Below are 19,808 nucleotides of genomic sequence, written 5' to 3' on the forward strand. Positions count from 1 at the left end.
CCCGCTCGATACTGACACGGTCATCGCATCTCACTTCCGTGCGCGTCCGTCCAAGGTTCATCCGACGCCTTGCCTGGCGGCGGGGCGGGATCCAGATTCATCGTCAGTCCCAAACCGGGATTCTCATCGAAGCTACTCACCCCGGCACGAATCACGGCCGCAGCGACATTGCCGTTGGCGTCATAGTTTCCGAAGGCGCCCGCCCAGTTGCTCAGCCATCCCATCAGGTCCGGTGTGTACGGCCGAACGAAGTCGACAGCCGGGTTCGCCTGATCGACCGTCTCGTTCAGACCCGGCAGCACGTCATGCGAGCTATCCAACAGCGTCGGAGTCCGCTGCAAAAGCGAACTGGCCGACTCCAACGTGGGGCGGAGCTCGCCTACCGCCGGTCGCAGCTCCTCGAGCAACGGACTGAGCTGCTGCGCGGCCGACGGCAACTGTGCCGTTGCCGCTTGCAGGTCCTCAAGAAGCGGAACCGTCTCGTCCACCGCGGAAGGAACCGCATCCAGCGTGCGCGATGCCTCCTCCATGGTGGCGGGCAACTGTTCCAGACCCTCGCCCAATTGCTCGTGGTGCACGGCCATCGCGTCCGTAGTGCTCGCCAGATCCGTAACCGTCGTGCGCAGCTCGTCCTGACGCTCCGTCAGTGGCTCCATCATGTCTCGCACGTTCGACACAAGCTCCCGAATCGCATGACCGTCCTCACCGACCGCCTTAAGCACCTCACCCAAGGCGTCCACCGCCGGACCGCCTTCTTCCAGTAGCGAGTTGACTTCCTCCGCCCGGCCACCCGTCGTCTCATCGAGACCTTGCACCATGGAGGCCACGTGCTCACGCGTCTCAGGGTCCAACGTCGCCAGCACGTCATCGACGTCCACCTGTTCCCGTGCGACCGGAACCATCGACCCAGAAGGCATTTCCGCATTCCCCTCCGGGCCCGGCACCAACTCCACGACCCGCTCCCCTAATGCGGCCTTCCAGCGAACCTCGACTTCCGTACCACTCGGCACCGGCGCGTGCTCGTCGTCCACAGCAAGATCAACGACGGCCTCGCCATCCTTGGTGGATACCGAGGTCACCATCCCGGAATCGAATCCATCGATCCGTACCGGAGTCCCCTTCTTGAGTGTGGCTGCGTTGCCCATAACCGTCCGGAGCTCGTAACTCTCGTCCCCGACACCCGTGGCCAGCACCACCCCGCCACCGACCAGTACCAATGCCGATACGGCCGCGCTCGCAGCCCACTTCGTCAGCGCCATCTTCAATCCATTCCTAACGGTCCAGCGGACGATCCCGTCAGAAACTGCTGCACGAACGGATCGTCCGATTCAAACGCCTCCGCCGTGGGTCCGTAGTGTATGACCGTTCCCTGCCACACCAACGCGACGTAGTCGCTGACTTTCCGCGCTGTCTCGATGTCGTGCGTAACCAGTATGTATGTTCCCTGATGCTGCTCATGCACCTGCAAGATCAAATCATTCAGCAGACTTGTACGAACAGGGTCCAGCCCGGAATCCGGCTCGTCGAACATGACCACCTCCGGCTGCATCACCAGTGCCCGCGCAAAACCCGCCCGCTTGCGCATTCCCCCAGATAAAGCGCCCGGCTCCCGATTCGCCGCCGCCTCCAGACCTACCTCCCGCAGACTGTTCCACACCACATCCCGAACATCCTCTTCCATCATCTCGGTATGCTTACGCAAGGGAAACGCCACGTTATCGAACACGTTCATGGAACCGAACAATGCCCCGTCCTGAAACAGGACACCGAACCGTTTCCGCATTTCCGCACGAGCGTTCTCGTTCATGCTCCAGATGTTTTTGCCGAACACGTCCACACGACCCGAATCAGGCTCCAGTAACCCTACGATGTGCTTCAGCAACACGCTCTTACCCGTACCCGACGGGCCCAGCACCGTCGTGACAGCGTTGTCCTCGAACTCGAGTGTCAACCCATTCATCACCGTCGCATCGCCGAACGATTTACGAAGATCTCGCACGCTGACGTTCCGCTCCCGATCAAGCTCTCCCCGGTGTACCGTGGATGTCCCGGATGACCGTCCGAGCGGCAGCGTGTTCCCGTCCCCGAAACCCGAATTAGTACTCATACCACGCACCTGATCCTGTATGAATTTTCATCAACCGTGATGAAACGGCTCTTATGTGACATTCTAGTTCGCAATGGGAAAGGCTACGTTCATACCGAAAAACACCTGGTAAAATAATCCCGTGAACGCACTCGCCACGATCAGATTAAGCGCCATCGAACGTGCAGTATTAGTACCGACACCGACCGGCCCTCCGGACGCGTTATAACCAAAGTAGCAACTGACGACGACTATCGCGACCACAGTGGCCATGGACCATACCAATGCCAACAACACATCTAACGGTGTCATAAATGTCCACAGAACGTCCAGAAAACCACCGCTAGATGTCGTACCCAATATCTGCACCGCCATAACCCACCCGCCGGCCAACATCATTGTCAATGTGACGACAAAAATGAACGGTACAGCCAAAAGACACGCCAGCAGCCGCGTGCCGGCCAAATATGCGCGGGGGTGCATCCCCATCACCCGAAGTGCATCCACCTCCTCAGTAATGCGCATGGTTCCGAGCTCGGCGGCATAACCACAACCTACCTTCGCCGCAAATATCCAGCCGAAGGTAGATGCGCTCGTCGCCTGCATAACCGCGAACGCGATGAACATTCCCGCGTAATCCTGAGCACCGACATTGCCCAGGATATAGTGCGCCAGCAGCGCCGCTTCCAGCCCTATGGTCAGCGTGAATACCCACAGCACCACGCTACTGGAAACTACCAATATTCCCGCTTGCCTGATCGCCTCCGAAAAGTAGTGCCGTACTACGAACGGCAGATCCGCAAACATTCCGAAGCCAAATATGGCTATTTTACCGAGAGTATCCAGTCCAGATACTGTGGACGCCGCCAATTTGTCCAACGGGTCCGATGCATTGCCTTCCTGGTTTATTCGCTCCCTTGCTGCCGAAGCGCCTCCCACACTCCGTGAATTACTCATGGCACATGCCTCTCACCGCAACACGTTCATATCGGGATACATTGCTAGACTAAACGCGTTCATACCGAGGTTTACGATAAAGATTCCTATGAAGGTAATCACGACTGACTGGTTTACCGCACGCCCGACGGCCTCCGGTCCGGCGCTGACGTTCAGACCTTTGTAGCTGTGCACTACACCGATCACGAAACCCATCAGCGCTGTCTTGACAGCTAGATTCACCAAGTCCGGTGCCGTAATATTACGGAGCAGACTATCCCAGTACGCTGCGAACGACACGTCGCCCGCAACGGTTCCCACCAGTGCGCCACACGCAACCACCGCGGCAACCGATACGACTGCCAGAAGGGCTGTCATCACAACCAGGGCCAACATTTTGGGAACGACCAGCAGCCGTTCGGCATCCAAACCCAGAACGCGAAACGCCGAGATCTCCTCCCGAATAACCCGTGAACCGAGATCCGCGGTTATAGCCGTTCCCATGATTCCCGCGACAACCATGGCCGCCATGAATGCTACTACTTCTCTGATCGAAATAGTCAGCGTAAACTGCGCCATCAGGTGTTCCGCACCCAGTCTCGACAGGATTCCATACGCACCGGCCGATACGACAAACGTGAAGAACCCCACGGTAGCGAACGACGGTACGAGCCCCTTCTTCACGAGTACATAGCATTCGTCGACCACATCCCGCCAGTATCCGCGTGGATATCGCAGTGCACTGTGTAATACACGCGCGGCGAGTTGGATGATCTCCCCGACCTGTACGACGATGGAGCGTACCGGTTCTGGAACACCGCCCACGCCCCGCCGGCTGATGCCGCGCGCACCCTGCTCTCGCTGGTCGACTTGCCTTACCCTCATATACAGTCCCTGACTCAGTACTCGATATGGTTACGAACGAATGACCGGAGGACGCAGAGACCGTCGACACCGGTCGGCAATGCCTGACCCGGCGCAGCATGTATCGACGCCGCCGGCGAACGTCCACGCCGATACGCGGTACGACCCGGATTCGATCAAATGCAACCAAGCCTTCGACCCGTATTCAGCGTATCGACTTTTCATACGGTCACGAAGGCTCGTCACGTCCGGTTCGTTTCGATGACACCGGAACCGACTCCCGGATGCTGCGTCCGTCTGCATTCTGCGTGCCGCTCCCTGCAGTCGTGCTCCACACCGCGTCATCCGCTCCTCATGACGTGGAGTCTGCCGAGCGCACTCATGCTCACGTCCTGATATGCAGGACGGTCCGTTTCCGGAGCGATCCTGCGCTCGTAGCGTATCCATCGCAGGCAGCGCATGTTCCGCGCGATACTTCCCGGTCCGTCGAGCGAATCGCATATACAGGCCTTCGTCGACCCCTACCTCATACATCCGGGCTCCCTGCCTCAGAAACCATGGAACCTGTTCGATCATTTCATTCCTGTGCCGTAAATACACACCGCTGTTTTTTTATTCCATTGATGAACGTACTGGCGAGATATTCGGGCTCGCCCTCAGCCCGAATATCCGGCAACTGAGTCAAAAGCTCCGAAAAGATCGCTTTTAGCTGCGTTTTCGCAAGATGACTTCCCAGGCAGTAGTGCGGACCGCGGCCACCGAATGCTACGTGATTGCGATTGTCACGGCTGAGGTCGAAGCGTTCCGGACTGTCAAATGCCGTTTCGTCCTGGTTTCCGGAAGCGTAGAACATCACTACCCTGTCGCCCGGTTCGATCGTCCGGCCGGCTAGTTCGAACCGCTTCAATGCCGTTCGTCCGAACGTCATAACAGGACTCGCCCAGCGCACGAACTCCAGAACTGCGGTATCGATTCGCCCGTCGAAGTCCTCGGCGAGATAGCGACGTTGATCGGGATACTCGGTCAGTGCGCGCAACGTATGGGTCGTCGTCTGCTTGGTTGTGTCGTTGCCAGCCACGCACAATAGGGTAAAAAATGAACGAATTTCATCGTCGGTCAGGCTTGCGCCGTCGACCTCTGCCTGTACAAGGGCGGTCAGCAAATCATTTTCAGGGCTCGCGCGCCGAGCGTCGATGACGTCCTGGCACACTCCGTGCAGCGTAGATATTCCGTTAAGCATCGCAGTAGCAGGGTCGAGTGCGTCACTGACCTCATCGTCATCCCACGAAATCATCAGGTTGGCAGCCTCTCTCACCTCCTCACGCTTCTCCTCAGGGATTCCGATCATCTCTGATATGGTCCACATGGGGAGTCGCGCGGATACCGCCGAAACGAACTCGACGTCCCCCAAATGCGCAATCCCTCGTACTATTTCGTGGGCTTGACGATAAATCTGGTCCTCAATGAGGGAGATCCGCTTCGGCGTAAAGGTCGAGGAAATCAGTTTTCGGACTTTTGTGTGCCGAGGCGCATCCATCGTCAGGATCGAGCTAGCCATCTCCAGGACCTCGGACGGCATGTCCTCGAACGTCACACCTCTTGCGGACGAAAAGACGTCGGTCCGCCGGCTTACCGTGACGATGTCCTCGTTCCGCACTACCGCCCAGTATCCTGCTTCGTTCTCGTTTACCTCGCCCATCAAGGGACTGGATATCGGACGCTGCCACGAGACCGGTCGTTCACGGCGGAGTACTGAAAACACCCTCTCGCGTTCGTCGGGTGTCTTTTCCCAGAACGCCGGGTCCGAAATGTCAACCGTGTCGTAGTCCCGCTTGGTCGCGGTCATGACCTCTCCCAACAGTGCGTTCACGCAATGATCAGATCGTGACGATCGTTCTCTTCCAGCATGCTGATATAGACTGGATGAAGATCTTTTGCGAGCGGTGCCAGCTTCAACAGCTCGGCGGCCGATCCCCCAATTGTCAGTTTTCCCTTGGCCATGGCGAGCGGCAGGCTCACTTTCCCCTGCCAATAGCCGTTCGCAGTATCTGCCGACATCGAAAGTATCGCGTCAGCGTCTACTATCGCGTCTTCTCCGGTAAGGATACTCTGCCCCGGAAAATCGACGGTTATAACAGCTTCTGGATCCGAGAAGTTCATTCGCAATGTCATTCCGGTGGCCATGAGCCGGGGTCCGATATCGGTGTCGTCCAACGCCTTTTCGAATATTCCACCTATATATTTGTTGATTTCTTCGGTAGTGGCGAACCCTGGCATGGATACTCCTCTCACGGTGACGGCGTTCATTGGCGGATACCGGAATACGTATCCGCGTCATCGGTCCGGACCCGTAATCACCCCTGACAATATTGCGTCTCCGATGCCACCGTCGGCTATGATGTTGCTACCCTTTATCCAGGCGGAATCGCCCGATGAAGGGTGGACCGTGACCGGAGCGATGTCTGCCGACTCGGCGTACCTCCCGACGAGGTTTCGTACACTCGGCAAGTCGTCCTTACCCACTATCGTCGCGAAATCGTCCAAGACAGGTTCCTCGGCAGGTCCTGGACTTACCGCATTAATGCGTAGACCTCGCTCGGCCAGGGGCAGGACCATCGTCATAACGTATACCGTTGCAGCTTCTTTCGAAAAACTGTATGCATTTCCAGAAACTTGATTGTCGCGAAGCCGCACGGGACCGCAGTCGAGGTCGTCTCTGTTCAGCGACTGCCGGAGCTGCTCCAGTCGCCGAGGCCGGCCGAACCGCGCCATCGATGCCACCGCGACAAGCGAGACACCGTCGTTCATGCGGTCCGGTAGTCGCTCTGTCACATGCCGATGTCCCGGGAAGTTGTCCCTCATCACGAGCTCGGCAGGGGCCGTACCGGCTAAGCCGGCTACATTACACACCACGTCCCGACCCGTGCCGAGTTCGTCAACCGCATCGTCGGTGCTTGCAGGGTTCGACGAGTCGCACTCCACGAAGCGCCCCGCAGGAACGTCTGGCGCTTCGACATCCAACACCGCGACGGCCGCATCCTGGTAGGCCGGTTGCCGCGCTCCTTCCGCTCCGACGCCCGGTCTCGGGCCTGTGACTACACAGCGCGATCCGCGCACATCCATCTCGTCAGCTCCTGATCGGTGCTATCCGGTACGCCGGGATGCACAACGTGCACCGCGACACACGCTCGTCGATACGAAGGCTTACGGAGAACCACGGTTGCCGACACGGTCGCTGCTTGGTCCTGTTCGCTAGCCTGCCGCGCTAGTGACTGACGCCACGCGTTTTGCGGTAGCGTAACATAACCTCGATTATGTGCAAGCGCGGTTGCGCGCCTGCTTCTGTATCGTCTGACGAGCATCCGAAGCACGGTGCCGAGCGTGTCCCTGGGAAGCGCCGACCAGGCTTCTCACATCCGTATCGTCCACCAGCGGATAGTCTCGGTTATGCGAAGTCGTTACTAGGAGTGGCTGTGTATGTGTGAGTCGTAGCCCTCGTGCTGGCCAGTGGTCGCGCCTCCCGCGTGACGGGATAGGTGCTGTTATGCTGAGAGCGAGGGCGGTATACGCAGCACGTGCCGGAATGGCACCAGACCTTGATCGGAGCCATAGTGCCGACGTCGGTCACGCGCCAGCAGTACTTTGATAGCGCGTACAAGTTGCTTTCGAGCGAAGGGTTCACGAGCCTGCAGGTCGTAAGGCTTTGCAGTGTCCTGGGAGTCACGACAGGCTCGTTCTACAACTACTTCCGAAACCTCAACGACTTCATCGCTCAGTTTCTCCAGACCTGGCGGCAGGACGAGACGAAGCGCATCATCGAGGTGGCCGAGGTCATTGACGAACCCGCTGAGCGCTTCCGGAAGCTCTCGGAGCAAGCGATGACCGTTCCCCACGAGGCCGAAGCGGAGCTCCGGGCATGGAGCAGGGTCAACGAGATGGTCCATGCAGTTCAGCATGAGGTCGACGAGCTGCGTCTCGGTCTGATCCGCAGAGCCGTGCTCAACCTGTTGCCATGCGATCCACAGGCTAACCATCTAGCGGCACTGGGGCTCAGTATCGTGGTCGGTATGCAGCAGCTCCAGTCACCGATCGACCATGCCCAGCTGAAATGGGCGCTTGATCAATACGTGCATCTCGTTCTCGCGCGAGCTTCCGGGTCCTCCGAAGCCATCACCGTGGCGCCAGATCGTCGTGATTTGCACCAGACCCAGGTATAAGGGGAGCGGCACCTACCACCATTGGTCCCGAGACACTCGAGGTGGTTGGAGTCTTAATGAGTTGTCGTGCCGCGCTGGCCGACCACGTCGGCAACCGGATTCAACAAGTCCGACGCGTGGTAAGCCCCCGCCGCAGCCCGACCTCCGACGTTTCCGTTCTTGCAGGTCAACCCGTAGGCGATCCCGTCGCCGTCTCCTCAAACCCAGCGATGATCCGCAGCTCTCGATCAGGGACCATAAACATCGAGGCACGTCGCGGGCAGCACACGCGGGCCTGCACAGGTGCCACTGAAACCCTGGGATGTCCGGCGAGTCCCGGGTGCGACAGTTCCGCGAGGGGCTCGGCGTACTGTTTCCGAGCACGGGCCGGGAAGACGCCAGGTCCCACCGCGAGCCACTCCTACCCGGCGTGCCGCCCGGCCGCCCTCCCCACCACTCCAAGGTCCGTGACGAAGAGCCGCGAATCCAGCACCATCGAAGCGTCATTCCGGAAGGGATGCTTGACGGATGCATGCAGCTTGGCCACGTGCGGCCTGCCGAAGGCTGCGTTCCTGGCTCGGCTCGTCAACTGCAGCCTTCGCGTAGGCGATTCCCGATCGCGGCATACTCGCGATCGCCGCGGCGTACTCTTCGGCCGCGGCAACCACATCCGCGTCAGGATGGGCACTCAGCGCAATTCCCAGAGTCACCGCATCCTCTCCGGTGATCTCCTTGCCGCTGAGCATCAGGTCCAACGCCCGCTCGCGACCTACCAGCTGCGGCAACGATGCGGTCGCTCCCATGTCTGGAATCAGTCCGTAGGATGCCTCCCGTAAGGCCAATCGCGCCCCGGACGCGACAATCCGGACGTCGCTTGCCAACGCGAGCTGGAATCCCACGCCAAACGCGACCCCGGTGACCGCGGCGATGATGAGGAAGGGTGCGCGCAGCATCCACTGGAACGCCTGTTGCGCTACGGCGATATCGCCGAGCATCGGATCGGGGTCCCCGTTCGGATGGGCCGCGAGACGTTTGATGAAGCCATTCGGATCGCGCAACTCGTTGAGGTCGATTCCGGAGCTGAACGTGTCACCTGCACCGCAGATCACAAGACATCGCACGTCCGGGTCGGCCGCCAGTTCCCGCCCCACCGTTGCTAGCTCAGCCCACATCACCGGGGTTTGCGCGTTGTGTCGGTCCGGCCGATTCAGGACGAGATGCCGTACCGGGCCATCTCCCTCAATGCTGACTTGTTCACCAACCATGATGTCGAGCCCTCCGGTGATGACGCCTCATCGGGCCCCGTATGCGTCCATGCTGTCACCTTCCCGCTGCCCCGGATGACTCGACGATCCGCCCGTCTCACACTGACTCGTCAACCCGGCAGGATGGACCGAGCACGCGCCTACCAGCACATCAACTCCCGACGCCCAGCCTGATCTTCTGCCTACGATCCGGTTCGCAGCACGCATACAACCCGATCCCTGTCTTGGATGTCCCTCCCCAGGATGTATTGCTTCACCTCGCTTGGATCACCGTCAGGCTTCACTGCCCCCACCCACGCACCACCATTAAGCCACGAAGGCCCGTCACTCTCAGATGATCCGGAACTCCTCCTTGTTGAGGACCACCATATCTGACATTCGCACTACTTCTTCTTCCTGATCTTGTTATAGGCGTCCTCGATGCGAGCGATCACATCCGGGTGCCAAATGACCTCGCGATAGGCGAGCGTCTCGTACGAAAGCGCGCTTATCGGATCCATCGCGGGTGACCTCCGCGCTATTTCCTTGTTGTTTACCGCAGACGTCACGGTCGTCTCTGCGATCGAAGCAGCGAGGGCCGTCGCACTGTTCACGACCTTACCCTGAGTAGCCATTCGGTCGATGAGACCGATCCGCAGGGCCTCATCGGCGTCAATTTGATCACCCGAGAACGTCAGCAGCTTCGCCTGGCTCAAGCCGACAATACGCCAGAGTGGGGAAAAGTAGGGGGTCAGTCCGAACTTGATCTGCGGGTACCCGAAGACCGCATTATCACCTCCGATCCGTATGTCGGCAAACACCGCGATATCACATCCGCCACCCAGCGCAGGGCCACCAATAGCAGCGATCGTCGGCTTCCGGTAATCCAGTAATGTGCTGTAGGCGCGAAGACACGCCTCGGAGTAGATTGCGCGTGTTTCTTCAGTGAATCCCGATTGCAGGTCGAGGTCCAGGCCTGCGCAGAAGGTATCTTCACCACCGGTGAGTACCACAGCAGCAACTTCGTCGTCGTGATTCCACGCGTCCAACTGGTCGCTCAGGTCCGTCATCAGTTCGACGCTGAGCGCGTTGCGCCTGTCGATCCTGTCAAAGGTAATCACGCCGACACCGTCTTCGACTTCGGACTTGATACTGTCGAAATTGCTCATAATTGCACCTTCTTTATTTCGGTCTTGCGTGACGAAACGAGGCCCGCGCGGGGGAGGATTGCAGTGACCCTTGCGGGGTATTACGCACCTCGATGATCAGCTGGGTTGGATCACGGTCCGGCCTGCGCTGATGAAGGCCAATCCTTGCGATTGAGTAGCGACAGTAGATAAGCACCGCCGATCTTTCCCTCACGAGGCGGTAGCGCACCGAGCTGGCGCATCATATCGGTGATTTCATATTGCGCCAGGTAGCGAGACAGCAAACCGTCACGAAACTCCAGAAAGATGTCGCACCCGTAGGTCGCAAACTGGCGATTTGGGGCGAGCGTTGGCGGCCCGTGCCCGGACTGGCGGAACAGAACGAGCGCTCGACCGTCCTGGGGTGCGGTGAACAGTTGAGTCTCGTCGAATACGACGTCGGGCATTACCTGCCAAATCCGCTCAACGTAATCTCGCACCGCTTGGCGCCCGTACAGTATATCGGTCCAGAAGACAGTGTCTTCCCAATGGATGTCAGGGTGGAGCAAGGCCAGGACCTGTTCAGTGTCGTGCGAATTCCACGCGGACAGCCAATCAGTGGCGAAGCGGCGTAAGAATGCATCGTCAACGATATCAGCTTGTTCCATAATTACCTCACTTTGTCGATTCATTGGGGCTAGACGACCGGAAGCCCTTCTGCAGGACGGCAGCGATCCGTTCACCGGCATCCCGTGTTCTGGCCACGGACACGATCGAGTCCGCTTCCGCCTGTAGGTGTGCTTCGAGCGAACGTCCGTTGGCGGAACGCACCAACCGGGTGGATTCGGCCAGCGCTGGACGCGGTCCGTCGGCCAGCGAACGCGCTAGCTGGATAGCGTGCTCATAGGCGGTTCCGGACTCGACGACGCGGCTGACCATACCGAGTCGTTCAGCATCGGCGCCGTCGAGTTCTCGGTTCGTCAGTATCAGGTCGTTGGCGCGAGGCGGACCGACCAGGCGCGGCAATACCCAGGAGACCCCGCAATCGGGCGTAAGGCCCGCAGCTGTGTACGCTACGACGAACCGCGCGGTATGCTCGGCGACGACGAGGTCGGCGGCGAGCGCGAAACCGAGCCCGCCCCCGGCGCACGCGCCGTGTACGGCGCTGATGAGCGGTGCAGGCAATGAGCGAAGCTCAAGTACCGCATCGTGCGCAGTCGTCGCCAGCTCGCCTACCAAGGCACCGCGGTCCGCGGCCGCGGAGAACTCTTGAAGATCACCGCCGACACAGAACTCCGTACCGTGCCCGAACAGGACCACGGCGCCCAGCTTCGACAACCTCCTGGCCTCGGCAACCGTGTCACGAAGCGCCCGTGCCATCGGCAGATCGATGGCATTACGATGCTCGGGTCTGTGCAGGCCGATCAACGCAACGCCTTCAGTCACATCCAGAGATACCGGCGAACTCAAGCCGACGGCCTCACAACCCGAGCTCACGACCGATAATTTCCTTCATGATCTCGGTGGTCCCTCCATAAATGGTCTGAATGCGGGCATCGGTGAAGGCGCGGCTGACGGCCTGTTCGCGCATATAGCCGTAACCGCCGTGCAGCTGCAGGCAACGGTCGGCAACCCGGACCTGAAGCTCCGTGCACCACCACTTCGCCTTGGCTGCTTGGGCTGCGGTGAGTTGCCCGCGCGCGTGCAGCGCTACACAGTGATCCACGAAGATCCGTGCGATATCCACCTCGCTGTGCAACTCGGCCAGCAAGAACCTGTTGTGCTGAAAGGAACCGATCGGGCGCCCGAAGGCACGGCGCTCAGTTACGTACTCCAACGTACGAGCCAGCACACCTTCTGCAGCCGAAACCGCCGATACCGCCAGCGAGAGTCGCTCCTGGGGCAAGTTGCGCATGAGCTGGAAGAATCCTTGCCCTTCCTCACCGAGCCGGTTAGCCACCGGAACGCGCACATCGGTGAACCGCAGCTCGCTGGTGTCTTGACCATGCAGGCCCATCTTGTCCAGGTTCTGACCTCGCTCAAAGCCAGGCATGCCACGTTCGACGACGAAGAGCGTCAGACCACGATGCTTGTCTTCGGACGTGCGTGCGGCGACGACCACGAGGTCTGCGTTCTGGCCATTAGATATGAACGTTTTCGAACCATTCAGGATGTACTCGTCACCGTGACGGACGGCCCGTGTGGCGATACCGGACAGATCACTACCCGCGTCGGGTTCGGTCATGCCAATCGCACCGATCAGCTCACCGGACGTCGTACCAGGCAGCCAGCGGGCCTTTTGATCGTCATCGGTCAGATCGAGCATGTACGGGCCGACAACGTCGTTTTGTAAGGCAAGTCCAAGTCCGGCCGAGGCATAGCCGGAGCGGCCGAACTCCTCGCTGAGTATGGCGTTGAACCGCCAGTCGTCGATTCCGGCTCCGTCGTAAGCTTCCGGTGTGGCAAACATGAGGAGCCCGACGGCGCCGGCCTTGCGGAACAGAGATCGGTCAACGATCCCCTGCTTTTCCCATTCCTCATCGAAGGGTGCGACCTCGGCATCGATAAAGGACCGCACGGTTTCACGGAACAGCTCTTGGTCTTCGTCGTAGAGCGTGCGAGCAAGCTCAGGCATGCTCACCTCCGGGCAAGAACAAGTCTGGTTTGAGATCGGCTTCATCGGCATCGCCGTAGCGATAGGCGCTGAAGTCCGTTGTTCCCACTCTGCGTAGAACATCCTCATCAAGGAAACACTGCCCGGTGTATTCGCTCGCCTTGCGGGACAGGATGGCGTGGGCGGCATCGGCCATGATCTCGGGTCGGCGGGAGACCGCCATAGCCGCATCACCGCCGACGATATTCCGCACCGCCGCAGTCGCGATTGTGGTACGCGGCCACAAGCAGTTCGCCGCCAACGGCTTGGGATGATCCTGCCCAGCCAGACCCAGAGTCAGCATCGTCATGGCGTACTTGCTGAGAGTGTAGGGAGCATGCCGGTGCAGCCACACGGGATCTGGATCCAACGGCGGCGACAAGGTGAGCACGTGCGGGTTGTCGGACTCGTAAAGATGCTGCAATGCAGCGCTCACCAGCACAAAAGTGCCGCGAGCATTGACGTTGAGCATCAAGTCGTAACGCTTGAGGGGTAACGTGCCGATCGGCTCCAGTGCGATCGCCGAGGCATTGTTCAACACGACGTCGATCCGGCCGAAGGTCTCCACAGCGCTCTCGACCGCGCGCGTGGCATCCTCTTCCCTGCGGATGTCTCCTACTACGGCGAGCCCATTGCCACCTGCGGCTTCGATGTCGGCAACGGCAGTGTGCACCGTTCCTGGGAGCCGCGAGTCCGGAGCGTCGGTCTTGGCCAGCAGCACGATGTTCGCGCCGTCGCGGGCCGCACGGGTCGCTATGGCGTGTCCGATTCCTCGGCTGCCACCCGACATCAGGATGGTCCGACCGGCTAACGGAGACTTCTGGTTGTCGGCGCTCATCAGCACTCCTTACCGGTGGTCGCCTGGTTCGCGAGTGATTCCAGTGGACCGAGCCGACGACTATGCCGGCGGACCCCTTCCGGCGCCCTGTCGTCCAAACCGACCCGGGCCTCCGAGACCGATCGGGTCCCACCTTTGCCAAGGCGCGCCACGACCTCGGATACTCCGATGTTCCGCGAAGCACCGTTCAACGCCAGATCGCCGAAATCGCTGAGGGCGAGGCTCGAGCTCCGGGTGCGCGATTCGCTGCCCAGATCGATCACCATGTTGATAGGCGCGATGGTATTCAAAACCCCTGAACGGTTTCGCCGTCCGCGTGAACCACGAGGGACGCCATGCATAAAGGGGGGCTGTTCTGGTGACGGATCGGACATCATTGGCGTTCCCTCCGGTACTGCCTGGTTGGGGCACGTGCGATACTAGTCTAGTTAATATTCACTGAACAAGACGTTGTGACCGCGTATGCTCACCCTGGGCAGTGGCACGATCGCGCTACTCCGATGAGAGACTGAGGTGTGGCAAGCACGACAGCACAGGGAGGTCGTCACGTCGACGTGGCTCGACCCGGAGCCGAACAGCGTAGGCAGCAGCTCTCCGCAGCGGCGGCGCGCCTGTTTCATCGATACGGTTTCCACCAGGTGTCACTCGCGAACGTCGCAAACGCGGTCGGCATCACAGCACCAGCTGTCTATCGCCACTTTCGGAACAAGCACGCACTCTTGGCAGGGGCCATCGAAAGCGGACTCGAGGTAGTCGACACCGCTTTCGACGAGGCAGACGAGCCGTTGGAATGCCTCGTGGCCGGCCTCGCTGGGGCAGCACTCGAGAGGCGCGATCTGTGGACCCTTCTACAACGCGAGCTTCGGCACCTCAATGGTGAGGAACGCGTGAAGCTCCAGGCCCGGTTCGATGATTTCGTTTCTCGGTGCTCCGCTCGTGTGCGAACTGCGCGCCCCGACCTCGATCGTGGTGAGCTGGCGCTCGTCGTCACCGCAATGTTGGCGACGCTGGCCAGTCCGTCGATGGGGGTGGTAAACATGCCACGGCCCGCTTACCAAGGTTGGCTTACTAGAGCCGCAGTCGCGGTCGCTCGCACGACGATGCCTCACTCAGATCAAGGAACCCCGGCAGCGAGTGCACAGCACGATCATGCCGACACTTCGCTTACTCGTAGTGAACAGTTGCTGAGGACCGCCATCGATCTGTTTCACGAACACGGATACGCGGCGGTCAGTCTCGACGACATCGGCGCAGCGGTCGGGCTGGCTGGTCCGAGCATATATCACCACTTCACGACGAAGTCCGAGCTCCTGGAGGCAGCCTTTTCGGATGCTGCCCATCGGCTGGAAACCAGCCATGGCAACCACGATGGGACTGTGTCCTTGGACGAGTTGGCGCGTAGTTACATTCAACTGGGCGTTCAGCAACGGCAGTTGTTCGGCGTCTATGTGAATGAAGCGATCAATCTGCCACCGCGGGCCAGGCGCCACATCACATCCGAGTTGTCCGCGAACATAGACTTGTGGGTGAACGCGCTGCGATTGCGACGACCCGAGCTAGAGGTGTCCTCCAGCCGCGTACTCGTATATGCAGCCAGAGCCATCGTCAACGACGTAGTACGTGTCGGCCATCTCCATACGCGCTCGCAAATCGTAGCCGAGCTCGATCGCCTGGTTCATGCCGTTCTCAATGCGTAACCGGTCAGGTCGCGGTCGCCATCGTTGGTTGGCCTTTCCCGCAGCGTCCGGACTGTGGTGGGGGTGTCCGCCGAGCGCTAACCTCAGTGCGACTCGGGAGCACGACCTGTGGCGATTGTCGTCCCATCATGCGAATCGCGCTCGAGCCCGACCGGCCGATCATGGATGATCCGTCTCGGTCCCGGGGTGACGGCTGTCCGAGCGGGGGGCCTGTGCCGACGCCATGACCGACGCCAATGCATCACCAAGACCCCGTGCAACTATCCCCTCGCCGAAGGCGCCGAGCTCAGACATACCCGGCCACGTCACGTCTCGAGCTCGTCGCCGCCACTGACCATCCTGCAGCACCGATCACGAGCCCCGGTCCGGAATGTTCACGCAGCGCCACCAGACACACCGAGATGATCACACCACCTGAGATGTAGGCCCGTCGCCCGTTCCGTAGCGGTCACGAGCGCAACCGCTCTGTCGCCTTGCTCTTGCCGGAACGTAGGTGTTCTAGACCTTCCGCCAACTTCCGCGTGAACAGACCCCGTTGCACAAGATCCGCAGTGACCCGCAACTCGTAAGCCGTGGCTTCTACGTGACCCATGTTGCCGGCACGCAGCGCTACCTGCTTGAGCACAGTCGTCAGCTCCGCGCCCGACTCGGCGATGTGCTTCGCCAGTCGAAGGCCACCTTCGTATACCGTGCCCGCAGGTACGAGCTCGTCGACCAAACCCACGCGATAGGCCTCCTGCGCGTCGATAGGATCGCCGGTGAACAGCATCCGACGCGCCCGCTGTGCTCCGACCTTGCGCAACATGCCATGGTAAAAGCCGTTCATCGCATACTTGGCCTGGCTAGATCCGAAAGCGGCATTGTCGGAGGCGACCGTGATATCGCACATATTGGCCAGATCCATACCGTATCCGGGCGCCACGCCTGCTACGGCCGCGACTGTGGGTTTGCCGTAGTCGTAGATCGTGGTCATTAGTTTCAGCGCAAGATCGACGAAGCGAGTGCGCTCGCTGTCGCTGGTGTCTTGCAGGATATCCAGTGACCATCCTGCACAGAAGAAATCCTCGTTACCAACCAGCAGCACGGCCGCGACATCTTCGTCTTCGGCAAAGCTGTCGAAGGCGTGGATGAGCTCATAATGTAGCGCCCATCCTAACGCGTTACGTTTTTCCGGATGGTTGAGCTGGATAATTCCCACACCATCCTCGATATCGGTCACCAAGTATTGGTACTCACTCATAATCAACTCCGAATCCTTTTACTCCATCACATTGAACTTCGCATTCCTTACGACACAAAACCACATTGGATCGGCGATCCGCACCAGTCGAACCAAAGCGGATAATGGTTTCATGACGTCGAGGTATGTCCCTTCCTAGTGCGCTTCACTGCTACAGCGCCCTGTTCCGCAGCCCTGGTCCAGTACTCGAGTCGCATTGTGCGTCGAAGAAGCCGTTACGCCGCCGCTTCCTGCTGCGCTCCGAACAACGCCGGTACGCCACGCCGTAAGCGCATCACGGGCCGACGTACTTGGCATTCCTGGAGTGTATCCGCACACGGAAACGTCTGGCTGGATCGACACCACAACCTGCTACTGGTCGACATACTGATCGCGTAGTTCTCCCTTACGGAGCTTGCCGGTGGCGGTGCGCGGCAGTGTCGTCACGAAATCAACGCTGCGAGGCGCCTTGTAATGCGCCAAGCGCGAACGCACGTATTCGATTAGCTCTTCACCCAGCTGATTGCTTGCTTCCAGTTCATGAGCAGGTTTGATCACCGCCTTGACCTGCTCGCCCATATCCGTATCCGGCACACCGATTACAGCAACGTCGTCCACCGCGGGATGCAGGGTCAGCACGCTCTCAATCTCCTGTGGGTAGATATTGACCCCTCCAGAAATGATCATGAAGGACTTTCGGTCCGTCAGGTAGAGAAATCCGTCCTCATCCAGATATCCGACGTCACCGACCGTGGTCCATGTAGGGTGCTGCGGATGCTGCGCGATCTTGGTCTTCTCCGGATCGTTGTGGTACTCGAACGGCAGGTGATCGCGTTCGAAGTACACCAGGCCGACCTCCCCGGCACCGAGTTCGGCGCCGTCATCGTCGCAAATTCGCGCTGTCCCCAGTGCCGCACGGCCCACCGACCCCGGTTTGCGCAGCCATTGCTCAGTATCGATGAACGTGATGCCATTTCCCTCTGTCGAACCGTAGTACTCGTGCAGGATCGGACCCCACCAGTCGATCATTGCGCGTTTAACGTCTGTCGGGCACGGCGCGGCTGCGTGAACTGCCACCCGCAAGCTGGACATGTCGTATGCTTCGCGGGTCTTCTCCGGGAGTTTGAGCATGCGTACGAACATCGTCGGAACTACCTGAGTCACCGTTATCCCGAAATGCTCGATCGCCCGCAGCGCCCCCTCGGCGTCGAAGCGCTTCATCATCACCACGGTTGCGCCCAAGGCGTGCAGGGCACCACACCAGTTCAACGGTGCCGCGTGATATATGGGTGCAGGTGAGAGGTACACGTCGGCGGCGGTGAGCTCGTACATTCGCTGCAACAAGTGCGTAATCGGTTCACCCGGGTCGCTCACGGAGGCGTCCGGCAATGCCGTCTTGATACCCTTCGGTTCGCCCGTCGTGCCCGACGAGTACAGCATTGTCGCACCGCGCGGTTCGTGAGTCAGCCGTGGCCCTGCTTCCGCCAGGGCGGTTCCGTAGTCGCGGTGTCCCGTGAGGTGCCCGTCGATGGCATAGCGATTGGCCACACCGGACGTATGCGCCACCAGTGCCTCGGCGACTTCAGCCTGCTTCGCCGTCGTGACCAGAGCGCGAGCCCCGCTGTCGTTAACGATGTGCGCAATTTCCTCGACACCGAGGTGGGTGTTGATTGCGTTGATGTAAAGCCCGGATCGCAACGCAGCCCAGTACGCCTCGAAGCACTCGAGCCGATTTTCCGACAACATCGCGACCACGTCGCCGCGACGTAACCCGGCGTCGTTAAGAACCCTCGCCAGCCGGGCCGAGTTCTCATCCAGGACGCGATAGCTCAGCTGCTCCCCGGTTTCTGCCATGACAACTGCAGGTTTGTCCGGCGTGCGGTGCGCATGCGTTCCAGGATACATATATACCTCCAGGGTCCTACGCCGAGATGACACTAACATAACCATGATTATCCTGTCGATCTGTGACTGCAACGCTTGATCGTCAGGGCTTCGTACCTGGTGCCCACAGCCACGAACCGACCCCTCGCCCACGCGTTGCTCGACGAACGTGGCCGACCGCCGTGCCAACTACGCGTGCACCGGCCACACGGCACCGAGGTAGCACGTATAGCGTCGCTGTGGAGCAGGATGATCGACGTCTCCGGCGACCCGTGACCATGTCGGTAGGGGCGTCCTCGACGTACACACCGTGCACTTGGATACCGGCGAATCCGGAGATACCCAAGCCTGTACACCTGGCCCTGTACACCTGGCGCACTCGACGCAGCCTGCGTGCACGCGTCCGGACGTTACACAGCCATAATAATTGACTTTATTATGATCGTATCTGTCACACATTCGCCGGGAGCGCGTATTTTGATTGATCGACAAGGATGGCTCGACAGTTTTCTGCGTTGTGTAATTTGCCGAGTACGAAACGCCCGAAAAGCTCGCAAGGAAGTTGTACATCACGTCGACTACGGGGATTGTCACATGATTCGTGGATCCGGTTTGGCGCTGATTAGTCTCCGCGCGGGGTGATGCGGACCTCGAAGGTGATGGCGACGGTGTCGGCAACGAGTTTCCACCGGATTGCGCGTCGTGCCGTACCGCGGCCGGTGGGCCGGTGTGCGGGTGGCCAGGTAACAGCAACAAATCAACACATCCTGGATGCCGCGGTTGCGCAGTTCGGCCAGCAGCGACATCCAGAAGCGAGCGCCCTCACCCTCGGTGGGGCCGATCCAGAGCCCGAGGATGTGCTTGCAGCCATCCAGGTCCACCCCGACCGCAAGGTAGACCGGCCGGTTGGTCACCGCCCCGTCCCGGATCTTGATCCACAGGGCGTCGATGTAGACGATCGGCCAGACCGGGCGGTTTCTGGTGAACGTTGCGAATCACGCTGGTGCTTGTTGACGTTGCCATCGTCGCATGAGTTCGTTGGGAGTGCGGTCATTGAGGCATTC

At 60.0% G+C, this 19,808-nt stretch carries 17 protein-coding genes and 1 pseudogene; 2 read left to right on the forward strand and 16 right to left on the reverse strand.

The features are described from left to right. Positions 1–20: 20 nt before the first annotated feature. The 7 genes from CHB84_RS12590 to CHB84_RS12620 all read right to left on the reverse strand — a co-directional run bounded on the left by CHB84_RS12590 (position 21) and on the right by CHB84_RS12620 (position 6,910). Positions 21–1,259: an MlaD family protein gene (locus CHB84_RS12590; RefSeq protein WP_089301769.1), complete on the reverse strand. Its 1,239-nt coding sequence runs from the start codon at positions 1,257–1,259 to the stop codon at positions 21–23. Positions 1,260–1,261: 2 nt separating this feature from the next. After that, positions 1,262–2,107, reverse strand: coding sequence for an ABC transporter ATP-binding protein (locus CHB84_RS12595; protein WP_089301770.1), 846 nt, complete (start codon positions 2,105–2,107; stop codon positions 1,262–1,264). A 63-nt stretch (positions 2,108–2,170) separates the two neighbouring features. Beyond that, the gene (locus CHB84_RS12600; protein WP_089301771.1) at positions 2,171–3,043 is read right to left on the reverse strand and encodes an MlaE family ABC transporter permease; all 873 of its coding nucleotides are present in this window, start codon (positions 3,041–3,043) and stop codon (positions 2,171–2,173) included. A gap of 12 nt (positions 3,044–3,055) precedes the next feature. Next, positions 3,056–3,907 (reverse strand): MlaE family ABC transporter permease, encoded by an 852-nt coding sequence (locus CHB84_RS12605; RefSeq protein WP_089301772.1) that lies wholly within the window; start codon positions 3,905–3,907, stop codon positions 3,056–3,058. A gap of 556 nt (positions 3,908–4,463) precedes the next feature. Then, complete coding sequence (locus CHB84_RS12610) at positions 4,464–5,732, reverse strand: cytochrome P450 (RefSeq protein ID WP_089301805.1); 1,269 nt, start codon at positions 5,730–5,732, stop codon at positions 4,464–4,466. Between the two features lie 20 nt (positions 5,733–5,752). Beyond that, positions 5,753–6,163, reverse strand: coding sequence for an SCP2 sterol-binding domain-containing protein (locus CHB84_RS12615; protein ID WP_089301773.1), 411 nt, complete (start codon positions 6,161–6,163; stop codon positions 5,753–5,755). Between the two features lie 57 nt (positions 6,164–6,220). After that, a complete protein-coding gene (locus tag CHB84_RS12620; protein WP_245818705.1) occupies positions 6,221–6,910 on the reverse strand; it encodes an SDR family oxidoreductase in 690 nt (229 codons plus the stop codon). A gap of 551 nt (positions 6,911–7,461) precedes the next feature. On the opposite strand from CHB84_RS12620, the gene CHB84_RS12625 reads away from it, so the two are divergent. Next, positions 7,462–8,103: a TetR/AcrR family transcriptional regulator gene (locus CHB84_RS12625; RefSeq protein WP_089301775.1), complete on the forward strand. Its 642-nt coding sequence runs from the start codon at positions 7,462–7,464 to the stop codon at positions 8,101–8,103. Positions 8,104–8,585: 482 nt separating this feature from the next. Here CHB84_RS12625 and CHB84_RS12630 read toward each other — a convergent pair whose 3' ends face one another. The 6 genes from CHB84_RS12630 to CHB84_RS12655 all read right to left on the reverse strand — a co-directional run bounded on the left by CHB84_RS12630 (position 8,586) and on the right by CHB84_RS12655 (position 13,944). Continuing rightward, on the reverse strand, positions 8,586–9,347 hold the full coding sequence (locus CHB84_RS12630; protein ID WP_089301776.1) for an enoyl-CoA hydratase/isomerase family protein: 762 nt from the start codon (positions 9,345–9,347) through the stop codon (positions 8,586–8,588). 383 nt (positions 9,348–9,730) lie between these two features. Continuing rightward, complete coding sequence (locus CHB84_RS12635; RefSeq protein ID WP_089301777.1) at positions 9,731–10,495, reverse strand: enoyl-CoA hydratase/isomerase family protein; 765 nt, start codon at positions 10,493–10,495, stop codon at positions 9,731–9,733. A 110-nt stretch (positions 10,496–10,605) separates the two neighbouring features. Beyond that, on the reverse strand, positions 10,606–11,121 hold the full coding sequence (locus CHB84_RS12640) for a nuclear transport factor 2 family protein (protein ID WP_089301778.1): 516 nt from the start codon (positions 11,119–11,121) through the stop codon (positions 10,606–10,608). A gap of 7 nt (positions 11,122–11,128) precedes the next feature. Continuing rightward, positions 11,129–11,899, reverse strand: a complete 771-nt coding sequence (locus CHB84_RS12645; RefSeq protein ID WP_245818706.1) for an enoyl-CoA hydratase/isomerase family protein — start codon at positions 11,897–11,899, stop codon at positions 11,129–11,131. Between the two features lie 34 nt (positions 11,900–11,933). Beyond that, positions 11,934–13,088 (reverse strand): acyl-CoA dehydrogenase family protein, encoded by a 1,155-nt coding sequence (locus CHB84_RS12650; protein ID WP_089301779.1) that lies wholly within the window; start codon positions 13,086–13,088, stop codon positions 11,934–11,936. Then, positions 13,081–13,944, reverse strand: coding sequence for an SDR family oxidoreductase (locus CHB84_RS12655; RefSeq protein ID WP_089301780.1), 864 nt, complete (start codon positions 13,942–13,944; stop codon positions 13,081–13,083). Before CHB84_RS12655 ends, CHB84_RS12650 begins: the two co-directional genes overlap by 8 nt. 515 nt (positions 13,945–14,459) lie before the next feature. Between CHB84_RS12655 and CHB84_RS12665 the strand changes: the two genes are divergently transcribed. After that, positions 14,460–15,641 (forward strand): TetR/AcrR family transcriptional regulator, encoded by a 1,182-nt coding sequence (locus CHB84_RS12665; RefSeq protein ID WP_089301782.1) that lies wholly within the window; start codon positions 14,460–14,462, stop codon positions 15,639–15,641. Between the two features lie 448 nt (positions 15,642–16,089). On the opposite strand, the gene CHB84_RS12670 is transcribed toward CHB84_RS12665, so the two are convergent. The 3 genes and pseudogenes from CHB84_RS12670 to CHB84_RS23540 form a co-directional block, all read right to left on the reverse strand. Then, complete coding sequence (locus CHB84_RS12670; RefSeq protein WP_245818707.1) at positions 16,090–16,860, reverse strand: enoyl-CoA hydratase/isomerase family protein; 771 nt, start codon at positions 16,858–16,860, stop codon at positions 16,090–16,092. 372 nt (positions 16,861–17,232) lie between these two features. Beyond that, complete coding sequence (locus CHB84_RS12675) at positions 17,233–18,765, reverse strand: acyl-CoA synthetase (RefSeq protein ID WP_089301784.1); 1,533 nt, start codon at positions 18,763–18,765, stop codon at positions 17,233–17,235. A 725-nt stretch (positions 18,766–19,490) separates the two neighbouring features. Continuing rightward, a pseudogene (locus CHB84_RS23540) lies at positions 19,491–19,733 on the reverse strand (transposase); the annotation flags it as partial. Positions 19,734–19,808: the final 75 nt, after the last annotated feature.

Source organism: Haloechinothrix alba (genome assembly GCF_900188115.1).
In the GTDB taxonomy this organism is placed as follows: domain Bacteria; phylum Actinomycetota; class Actinomycetes; order Mycobacteriales; family Pseudonocardiaceae; genus Haloechinothrix; species Haloechinothrix alba.